Below are 10,022 nucleotides of genomic sequence, written 5' to 3'. Positions count from 1 at the left end.
CTGGTGCGGGGGGGGGCGCCGCCCCCCGTGGGGGGCCGCCCCCCGCCCCGGTTCTCCGCGAACGGAGTGACGCCTAGCGCTGGAGGGTCAGTACACCCGGCCGCCACGGCAGCCGGTTGTAGTCGCCGCTCGCGTTGGGGTCCTTGCCCTGGTACAGCAACTGGAGGTTGCAGGCGTCGACGGTCTTGGTCTGGTCGGGGTTGGTGCGGACCAGGTCACCGTGGCTGATGTCGTTGGTCCACGTCGCGCCGCTGTTGGCCTTGCCGGCGAACGGGTTGCTCTCGCTGGCGGCCTGCGGGGTCCACGAGCCGCCCAGGCTGCTGGACGTGAACGACCGGAAGTAGCGTTGCCCCTGGCTCCCGATCGCCTCGACGATCATGAGGTACTGGTTCTGGCCCTGCACCTTGTAGACCTCGACGCCCTCGAACAGGTTGTTCGTCGAGTCGGTCATGATCGTCGTGTAGTTCGAGCCGAAGCTGCCCGGGAAGTTCCCCAGCGGCATGCTCGACCGGTAGATCTTGCCGTTGTCCCCGGCGAAGAACAGGTACATGTTCTGGTCGTCGCCGATGAGGGTCTGGTCGATCACCCCGTACGGGGCGTCGGGGAGGGTGGCGGTGGACAGCGTCTGTGCCGAGGACCAGCCGTTGGCGTTCGTCGGGTCGCTCGACGTTTTGTAGCTGAACGAGGTCGGTCCCCACTGGTACGCCAGCACCCAGATGTTCTTCGGGGCGAAGTACAGGAGCGTGGGCGCCACTGTGCCCTGACTCATTCCGGTCTGGCCGGCCGAGGCCATGTCGGACCAGTTGGTGAACAGGCTGAAGTTCATCGAGCCGTACGAGCCGCTGCTGTTGACGTTCGACGCGTAGACCAGGTGCTTGCCGTTGTAGACCACGTTGGTGAAGTCCTTGAGCGAGAGCCAGCCGTTCTGCGGGCTCGTCAGCGCGCCGGTCGACGACCACCGGTAGGTCGACGGGAGCGCGCAGCCGCCCGGCGGCGACGTGGTCGGCGGGGTCGACGTCGGCGGCGTCGTGGTCGGCGGGGTCGTGGTCGGCGGCGTGGTGCCGCCACCGAAGTCGGTCCGCCACTGCTGGTTGGTCTGCCCGTGGCAGTCGTACAGCTGGACCTGCTGGCCGTTGCCGCTGCCCCAGACGTCCAGGCACCGGCCGGACTGCGCGCCGCTGATGGTGCCGTTGGAGTTGATGTTCCACTGCTGGTTCGACTGGCCGTTGCAGTCCCAGATGATGATTCCGGTGCCGTTCGCGGAGCCCCCACCGTTCGCGTCGAGGCACTTGCTGCCGTAGACCCTCAACTGCTTGCTGGCGGTGTATGTCCACTGCTGGTTCGACTGACCGTTGCAGTCGTAGAGCTGGACCCGGGTGCCGTTGGTCTGCGTGGCGTTGGGCACGTCGATGCACCGGCCCGACTGCACGCCGACGATCCGGCCGGCGCCGCCGCTCGGCGGCGGACTCGTGGTCGGGCTCACCGTCGGGCTCACCGTCGGGCTCGTGGTCGGGCTCGAGGTCGGGGGGGCCGCGTTGAGCGCGTTGAGGACGGAGTTGTAGGCGGCCTTCTTGTTGCCGCCGCCGTCGAAGAGCAGCGGGCTCTCGTTGGAGCGCCAGGAGTCGCTGTCGCGTACGCCCCAGACGGTGATGCCGATGCAGCGCGGCACGTTCAGGCACGCCTGGGTCAGCCCGGCGTACTGGGTGGTGGAGGAGTTGGTGACGTCGACCTCGGTCAGCGCCACGTCCACGCCGAGCGCGGCGAAGCTGGACAGCGTGGTCTGGAAGTTGCTCGGCAGCGAGCTGCCGCCGGTGAAGTGGGTCTGCAACCCGACGCAGTCGATCGGCACGCCACGGGACTTGAAGTCCTGGATCATGCGGTAGACGCCCTGCGTCTTGCCGTACGACCAGTTCTCGATGTTGTAGTCGTTGTAGCAGAGCTTGACCGACGGGTCGGCCGCCCGCGCGGTGCGGAACGCCACCTCGATCCAGTCGTTGCCGGTGCCCTGGAGGTTGGACGAGCGGCGGCTGCCGTCCTCGTTGAACGCCTCGTTGACCACGTCCCAGGCGGCGAGCTTGCCCCGGTAGTGGCCCATCACGCCGTTGATGTGGTCGATCATCGCCTGACGCAGGGTGCTGCCGCTCAGGCTCTGCATCCACCCCGGCTGTTGCCCGTGCCAGGCCAGGGTGTGCCCACGGACCTTCAGGCCGCGCTGGGTCGCCCAGTTGTAGATCTGGTCACCGGAGTTGAAGTTGAACTGGCCCCGCTGGGGCTCCGTCGCGTCCGGCTTCATCTCGTTCTCGGCCGTGATCATGTTGAACTCACGCGCCGCGATGGTGCTGTACGTGGAATCGCCCAGCCGGCCCGCCGCGATGGCGGTGCCGAAGTACCGGCCCGACTGCGCGGCGGCCGCGCCGAGCGTGGTCGCGGCGGCGTTCGCCGAGGGCATCATCACCGCGACGGCGGCCACAGTCACGACGCTGAACGCGCCGGCGAGCAGCGCTCGGACGGCGGCTGATCGCCGTCGCCGGGTCCCGCCGCGATGAACGGATGGGCTCATTGCCATCTCGGCCTCCTTACTGGCCTGCACCCGGGCCGTCGAGGCGGGACGACCGGACGTCATGGTTGGGATATCTAGCTCGGTCGATGCTAACCATCCGGCGGTCCGGGCAATGAGTTTTACGGAAAAGTTTCGGAAGTGTTTTGGCCTTGCGCGGCGTGGCGGTGCCGGTCGGTACCGGCCACGCCACGCCGCGTCGATGAGTCAGGAGACGGTGCAGGCGGCGCCGTTCAGGGTGAAGGCGGTCGGCCTGGTGGTGCTGCCGGTGTGGGTGCCGTTGAAACCGAAGCTCGTCGACGCACCCGGCGCCAGTGTCCCGTTGTAGGACAGGTTCGACGCGGTCACCGCGGCGCCGGTCTGGGTCACGTTCGCCGACCAGGCCTGCCCGATCTTCTGCCCGCTGCTCGGGAATGTGAACGCGAGCGTCCAGCCGTTGATCGCCGTGGTGCCGGTGTTGGCGATCGTGATGGTCGCGGTGAACCCGGTGTCCCAGTTGTTCGCCGTCCAGGTCAGCGCGCAGCCGCCGCCGACAGGCGGGGCCGTGGTGGTGACCGTGACGCCCGGCGACGCGGCTGAAACGTTTCCGGCCGCGTCCACCGCCACCACAGTGAACGTGTACGTGGTGGAGGCGGTCAGCCCGGTCACCGCGAGCGTGGTGCCGGTGGCCGAGCCGACCAGTACGTTCCCGCCCCGGTAGACGCGGTAGGCGGTGACGCCCACCGCGTCGGTGGACGGGCCCCAGGTCAGGGTCAGGCCGGTCGGGCCGATCGCGGAGGCGGTGGGCGTACCGGGTGCGGTCGGCGCTGTGGTGTCCGGCGCCGGGCCGGCCGGGGTGGTGACGCTGAGCGCGGCCGATGCCGCCGAGCGGTTGCCGGTGCCGTCGAGCGCCCGCACGGTGAACTGGTACGTCCGCTCGGGCGCCAGCCCGGTCACGGCCAGGGTGGCCCCCGTCGAGGCGGTGACGACCGGGTCGGCGCCGGCCGAGGTACGGGTCACCTCGTAGCCGGCCAACCCGCTGCCCCCGGTGTCGGTGGACGCGGCCCAGGTCAGCGTGAGCCCGTTGGACGTGACGGCGGACGCGACGGGCGTGCCGGGCACTGTGGGCGCGGTGGTGTCCGGGGTGGCGGGTCCGGGCTCCTCGCCCCAGACACGGGTGCTGCCGGAGTAGAGCGGCACCTTCCGGTTCGGCCCGGCGGTGGCCTGGTACGACGGGTCGTTGGTCGGGTCCCAGGTGCCGCCCTCCGGCACGCCGATCTTGAACTGGACCTCCATCCGGTGCGCCGACTGGCCGGCCGGGGCGATGGTGTGGCCGGTGCAGTCGACCTCCACGTACCAGATGTCGCCGCTGTACTGCTTGGCGGTCGTCGGGGACGGGCAGCCCTGGGTGTAGCCGGCGGTGACCTGCACCGGCCCGGTGCCGTCGGGCCGGAAGTAGTACCGGAACTTTCCGTCGGTCAGCGCGCGGGCCGGGAACGCCGACTTGTTGTAGATCATTGTCTTCAGACCGGTGGCCCGCGGCTCGGCCTGCGTCACAGTGGTCTCCACGGTCAGCTGGTCGATGTCCGGTGTCTCGGCGACCGGGAAGTTGGCGAGCGGGGTGCCGCCGTACTCGGAGGTCAGCCGGACCAGCGCGGACGTGAAGCCGGCGTTGTAGTCGGTGGCCACCTCGTTCATCACGTAGTCCGACCGGCTGTCGCTGTACGCGTCGTTGGCCGCGGACGGGCCACCGACCAGCGCGCCGTAGAGGGTGTGTCGCGTTTCCACCGGCACGGTCTGGCTGTCCCACCAGGAGCCGTGCGCGGTGCGGTGGTGCGGGTTCTTCGGCGAGTTGGCGCCGAACCCGATGACGTAGCTGGAGCTGCGCGGGTTGTCGCCGAGCGCGTAGTTGATCTGCCGGACGGCGAAGTCGTGGTAGCGCGCCTTACGGGTCGTGTCGGTGGTCTTGTCGCTGTAGACGAGCGCGGCGAAGGAGGTGTTCGCGGCGTAGCGCAGCGCGCCCCAGGAGTCGAGCACCGCCATCCCGCCGGGCGAGTACGGCACCCGCTGCCCGTTCACGCCGACGGTCCAGTAGTCCAGCCAGCGGTTGGCGTCGTCGACGTACTTCTGCTTGCCGGTCAGGTTGGCGAGCAGCACGTACGCGCCGAACTGCTTGTTGTCCCAGGCGATGGTCCACTTGTAGGAGCGGGTGGTGGACTGGTTCTCGGTGCCGAGCTTGTCGTACTCGCTCTCGGCCTTGGTGAGGTAACTCGCCTCGCCGGTGGCCCGGTGCAGCCAGATGGCGGCCCAGACCAGTTCGTCCTGCCAGCCGCTCCACGAGCGGTAGAAGCTCGTCGCGTCGGTGATGCACTCGTGGTAGGACTTCCGCACCGTGTCGGCGAAGGTGTAGAGCTGCCGGGCGTGGGTGAGCAGCTTGTCGGCGTAGGTCGCGTCGGTGGGCCGGAACACCATCGAGGAGGCGGCCATCGCGGCGGCCGTCTCCCCGGCCAGGTCCGCGCCACCACAGCTCGCATCGATCTTGTACGCGGGCCGCGCCATCGGCATCACCTCGGCGGGACCCCACCACTTGTGGTCGTCGTCGCCCTTGCCGATCTGTCCGTAGAGGACGTTTGCCGACGGGTGTGCCTTGATGAAGTAGTCGTTGACGAAGCGCAGGTTGTTGAGCAGGTGCGGCAGTTGCCCCGACGCCGTGTAACCGCTGCGGTACTCCACCGCACCCCAGGCCAGCATCGTGGCGCTGAACGCCATCGGGAAGCCGAACTTGACGTGGTCGCCGGCGTCGTACCAGCCGCCGGTGAGGTCCAGCCCGACGTCGGCGCCGTCGGTGAGCGCGCTGTCGCCGCGCCAGGAGACCCGGTTCCAGTCAGGCAACTTGCCGGACTGCTGCGCCTCGTAGAAGAGCAGCGACTTCTGCAACGCCTCGGCGTAGTTGTAGGTCGCCGCCGGCGCGGCGGAGGCGGGCCCGGACGGCGGTGCGGTCACCGCGAGGGACGCGCCGGTGAGCAGCGCGACGCCGACGGCCAACAAGCGCCGGGGCCAAGGCTGGTCGGCGACCGGTGACCGACCGGGGTGGCCGCTGGACGGCCGGGTCAGGTGGCGCATGCGGGCTCCTGTCGGAGGTGCCGCCGGCGGTCGCACCCACGCGGGACGGCGTGCGGGCGGCACGGCCACCGGCGACAGCGAGGTGGCGGTGTGACCACGGAGAGTCGTGGAAGCGCTCCCATGGATAAACGACAATGTAATGTGCACGTCGCCGATTGGGAAGCCCGTGTTGCGCCGCCAGCGCCACCGCGCTCGTGGGCGTTACGGCGACACGCCCACCGCAGCAGGGAACGTCGACCCGGGAGGCACTTCCCGACCGAGACGTCGCCCAGCTCAGGCCGGTCGGCCGATGCCGCTGACAGAGCCCACGAATGGGATCATGAGCGGCCCCCTCGACCAATACCGGAGGAATCCTCATGCCACTGCGTCGGCGCCTGACGCGCGCGGCCGTCTCCACCGCCGCCGCCACGGCCGTGCTCGCCATCGCCTCCCCGGCCTGGGCATCGAGCGTCGTTCCCCTCAACCCCGCTCACGCCGGCGCGACAGCGGGGAAGTTCCAACAGGAGTGCAAGGACCCCAAGTTCGGCACGCGACCCACCGACCAGGACGGCTGGCACTTCGTGCTGCCCACCAACCGGGCCGGTGACTTCCAGAGCCTGACTCTGACCTTCAAGGACGCAGCGGGCGCCTCGGTGACGGTGACCGTGCCGAACCCCGCGGATCCCTACACCGACTTCCTGTCCGCGAACGGCGGCGGCGACAAGCAGGTGAAGCACGCCTACCTCTTCACCCCGGCGGGATGGACGTTGACCGGCGGCAAGGCGCTCGTCAGCGGCGAGGGCGAGAGGTTCAACCTCAGCCACACCTGCGCCGGCACCGGCGCCACCGCGTCGCCGACCCCGACGCCGACCACGGGGTCCCCGACGCCGACGCCCACCACGGGCTCGCCGACGCCGACCGCCTCGGCCACGTCGACGCCCACGGGCTCGGTCCCGCCGTCGGAGTCGGCCACGCCGTCGCAGTCGGTCACGCCGTCGGAGTCGGTTTCACCGTCGGAGTCGGGCGCAGCCGGCGGCCCGGCCACGACCCCGGCAGGCGCGGGCGGCGGCGACAACGGGGGCAGCCTCCCGCTCACCGGCGTGGCCGTCACCAGCCTCGCCCTCGGCGGTGTCGCCCTGATCGGCGGCGGCGCCCTGCTGATGATGCGTCGCCGTCGCGACCGGATCACCTTCACCAGCTGACCGACGAACGCCCGCGACCGGCCCCGGAGATCACTCCGGCGGCCGGTCGTGGGCGTTTCGCGCGCCCGGCGTCCCTCTACACCGGACACCCCCGTACTCATGGGTAACCAGTCGACAACCTCACATGATTCATGTTTATCGATGAATTGACTGCCACGCTCGCTGGCCACGGGCCCCGTCTCGGAGCCGGCCACCGCGGCATCGGTCGGCCGGCATCCCAGCCAGACAGACGTACGGTTGCCGACCTGCTACGCAGCGCGAGACAGTGCAGGTCACCAGTGGTGCCGTCGACGCCACCGCTCCCGGTCAACCCTGAGGAGAACGCGATGGCACTACGACTCGCCGACGGCACCGCCTGGTCCGACGTCCTCGCCCGCGCGGTGGCCGCCACGCCCGAGGCGTTCGGCGCCGAGGTCGACGGCGTCACCACCCTGCACAACCTCATCGAGGGTGACTGGCGGGCGACCGGCCAGCCCGCCCCGGTCCGCACCCCGGTGGACAACACCGTCCTCATCAACCTGCCCCGGCTCGACGCCGACGCCGCCCGCGCCGCGGTCACCCACGCCGCCGCCGCACACCGGGTCTGGGCCCAGACCCCGCTCGCCGACCGCAAGGCCCGCGTCTCCGACGCGCTCGACTCGCTCACCGCCCACCGCGACCTGCTCGCGCTGCTGCTGGTCTGGGAGATCGGCAAACCGTGGCGGCTGGCCTGCGCCGACGTGGACCGGGCGCTGGACGGCGTCCGCTGGTACGCCGGCGAGATCGACCGGATGCTCGCCGACGGACGCGAGCCGCTGCCCGGCCCGGTCAGCAACATCGCGTCGTGGAACTACCCGATGAGCGTCCTGGTGCACGCCGAACTGGTCCAGCTCCTGGCCGGCAACGCGGTCATCGCCAAGACCCCGTCCCAGGGCGGCGCGGTCTGCCTGAGCGTCGCGCACGCGCTGATGCGCCGCGCCGGCCTGCCCGCCACCCTCCTCTCCGGCAGCGGCGAGGAGTTGTCCGAAGTGCTGGTCCGGGCGCCCGAGGTCGGCGCGGTGGCGTTCGTCGGCGGCCGCTCCAACGGTGGCAAGGTCGCCGCCGCGCTGCTCGACAGCGACAAGCGGCACTTCATCGAGCAGGAGGGCCTCAACGCCTGGGGCATCTGGAACTTCTCCCAGTGGGACCTGCTCGCCGCCCACCTGAAGAAGGGCTTCGAGTACGGCAAGCAGCGCTGCACCGCGTACCCCCGGTTCGTGGTGCAGCGTGACCTGGTCGACGAGTTCCTCGACATGTACCTGCCGGTGGTGCGCTCGGTCCGGTTCGGTCACCCGCTGGCTGTCGGGGACGACTGGACGGCCGGTGACCCGCTGTCCGAGCTGGACTTCGGGCCGCTGATCAGCGCGGCCAAGGCCGACGAGCTGCGCCGCAAGGTCGACGAGGCGGTACGCGGCGGCGCGGTGCCGCTGCACCGGGGCAAGCTGACCGGGGCGCCGTTCCTGCCCGGGCAGGACACCTCGGCGTACGTGGCGCCGTCGGTGCTGCTCGCCCCGCCCGGCCGGTCCCGGCTGATGCACGCCGAGCCGTTCGGCCCGGTCGACACGATCGTCGTGGTCGACACCACAGACGAACTGCTGGCCGCCATGAACGCCTCGAACGGCGCGCTCGTCGCGTCCCTGGCCTGCGACGACACCGACGAGGCCGGCAAGCTCGCGGTGGACCTCCAGGCGTTCAAGGTGGGCATCAACAAGCCGCGCTCGCGGGGTGACCGCGACGAGCCGTTCGGCGGCCGGGGCGCCTCCTGGAAGGGCGCGTTCGTCGGCGGTGACCTGCTGGTGCAGGCGGTCACTGTGGGCGGCGACCGCCGCCTCTACGGCAACTTCCCCGACTACACCAGCTACCCCGCCACCTGACACCGAGAACGCGAGAGGCCCCCTTGTGGACGCTCGACGGCACAAGGGGCCCTCGCCGGCGCGTGGATCGTGCTGGAGCCGCCGCCGGGGTGCCGGGCGTGCCCCTCGCTCGCCGACCCGGAGGGCAACCGGTTCTGCGTCTCGGGCCGCCGCGAGCCGTCCCGACCCTGGGCGAGGCCCTAGAAGCCAGGCGTGGACGCCACGCCCCGCCGGTCCGACGTGACGGCCAGAGCGAGAGGAACGGTGAGGGTGAGCAGCCCGCCGTCGCGCTCCACCGAGCCGGGCCGGCCCAGCCGGTGCAGCGTGCGCAGCATCGGGTCGTTGGTGGCCTGGACGTGCAGCACCAACGCCGCGTACCCGGCGGCGTCGGCGTGCCGGAGCAACCGGCGCAGCAACGCCGAACCGAGCCCCCGCCGCTGCCAGTCGTCGCGCACCAGCAGCGCCACCTCCGCCTCGTCGCCCTCGCCGAGCAGGTTCGCCATGGCGACCACCGACTCCGCCGTGCCGTCGGCACCGGTGGTCGTGGCGACAAGCGTCAACCCCCGGCCGGGCTCCAGCAGCCGGCGCAGCCGGGCCTGCGGCGGCACCGCGCCACCCGGATAACGCCGCTGCCGGCTGCGGGGTGAGCACGCCTCGTGCAGTTCCAGCACGCCGGACAGGTCGTCGGCGCAGCCCGGCCGGACGGCCACCTCGACCCCGTCGGGCAGCACCAGGGTGACCTGTTCCGCGGCCCGACGCGCCACGGTGGCGGCCAGCTCGACCAGGGCCTGCGCCCGGGCGTACTCCGCCGGGGTGAAGGCGGGCGCGGCCCGGCGCAGCGCGAACGAGCCGCCCGCCGGGTCGGCAAGCGTCATGGCGGCGTCGGTGATCCCCCGGTCGATGCCCGTCGACGCGGGCCGCCAGGTGACCGAGTCGGCGCCGAGCAGGGTCCGTAACGCCTCGCCCGTCGCGTCCGGATCGCGCACCAGCCGGTTGGCCAGGCCGAGCACCCGGGTGGGCTGGTCGGCCAAGCCGCGCGCCTCGCTGCGCGCCACCCAGCAGTCCCGGCCCCGACCGCGCTCGACGGCGGCGATCAGGCCCGCCTCGTCGAGCGTGTCAGGCGCGTCGACCAGGAAGTCGTCCACCGCGCCCTGCTCGGTGGGTTGCACCTGCACGGTGAGGATGTTGACCCCGCGCAGCGCGAGGCTCGCCGTGAGCACCGACAGGTAGCCCGGTCGGTCGTCCACGGTGGCTCGAATCCGCCACAACGTCATGGTTGGCTCCCTTCCCCACCGCAGAGCCTCGCCCCCG

5 protein-coding genes are annotated in these 10,022 nt (G+C 71.2%); 2 read left to right on the top strand and 3 right to left on the bottom strand.

Annotation, left to right across the window (positions count from 1 at the left end; all coding sequences use genetic code 11):
* Positions 1 to 73 precede the first annotated feature (73 nt).
* Positions 74 to 2,566, bottom strand: coding sequence for a non-reducing end alpha-L-arabinofuranosidase family hydrolase (locus AB0F61_RS01510; protein ID WP_357802064.1), 2,493 nt, complete (start codon positions 2,564 to 2,566; stop codon positions 74 to 76).
* A 198-nt stretch (positions 2,567 to 2,764) separates the two neighbouring features.
* Complete coding sequence (locus AB0F61_RS01505) at positions 2,765 to 5,659, bottom strand: glycoside hydrolase family 9 protein (RefSeq protein WP_357802061.1); 2,895 nt, start codon at positions 5,657 to 5,659, stop codon at positions 2,765 to 2,767.
* A gap of 356 nt (positions 5,660 to 6,015) precedes the next feature.
* On the opposite strand from AB0F61_RS01505, the gene AB0F61_RS01500 reads away from it, so the two are divergent.
* Together AB0F61_RS01500 and AB0F61_RS01495 are read left to right on the top strand one after the other, a co-directional pair.
* A complete protein-coding gene (locus tag AB0F61_RS01500; RefSeq protein ID WP_357802058.1) occupies positions 6,016 to 6,840 on the top strand; it encodes an LPXTG cell wall anchor domain-containing protein in 825 nt (274 codons plus the stop codon).
* 326 nt (positions 6,841 to 7,166) lie between these two features.
* A complete protein-coding gene (locus AB0F61_RS01495; RefSeq protein WP_357802056.1) occupies positions 7,167 to 8,732 on the top strand; it encodes an aldehyde dehydrogenase family protein in 1,566 nt (521 codons plus the stop codon).
* A 179-nt stretch (positions 8,733 to 8,911) separates the two neighbouring features.
* On the opposite strand, the gene AB0F61_RS01490 is transcribed toward AB0F61_RS01495, so the two are convergent.
* Positions 8,912 to 9,985 (bottom strand): GNAT family N-acetyltransferase, encoded by a 1,074-nt coding sequence (locus AB0F61_RS01490; protein WP_357802053.1) that lies wholly within the window; start codon positions 9,983 to 9,985, stop codon positions 8,912 to 8,914.
* Between the last annotated feature and the right edge of the window lie 37 nt (positions 9,986 to 10,022).

It is taken from the genome of Micromonospora sp. NPDC023888 (genome assembly GCF_040639415.1).
GTDB lineage: Bacteria > Actinomycetota > Actinomycetes > Mycobacteriales > Micromonosporaceae > Micromonospora.
The sequence above is the reverse complement of the archived record's forward strand: the minus strand, read 5'-3'. Positions and strand labels throughout refer to the sequence as shown.

Excerpts from the sequence above, each read along its gene's own strand:
- AB0F61_RS01510 (WP_357802064.1), bottom strand. The coding sequence starts at position 2,566 with ATGGCAATGAGCCCATCCGTTCATCGCGGCGGGACCCGGCGACGGCGA.
- AB0F61_RS01505 (WP_357802061.1), bottom strand. The coding sequence starts at position 5,659 with ATGCGCCACCTGACCCGGCCGTCCAGCGGCCACCCCGGTCGGTCACCG.
- AB0F61_RS01500 (WP_357802058.1), top strand. The coding sequence starts at position 6,016 with ATGCCACTGCGTCGGCGCCTGACGCGCGCGGCCGTCTCCACCGCCGCC.
- AB0F61_RS01495 (WP_357802056.1), top strand. The coding sequence starts at position 7,167 with ATGGCACTACGACTCGCCGACGGCACCGCCTGGTCCGACGTCCTCGCC.
- AB0F61_RS01490 (WP_357802053.1), bottom strand. The coding sequence starts at position 9,985 with ATGACGTTGTGGCGGATTCGAGCCACCGTGGACGACCGACCGGGCTAC.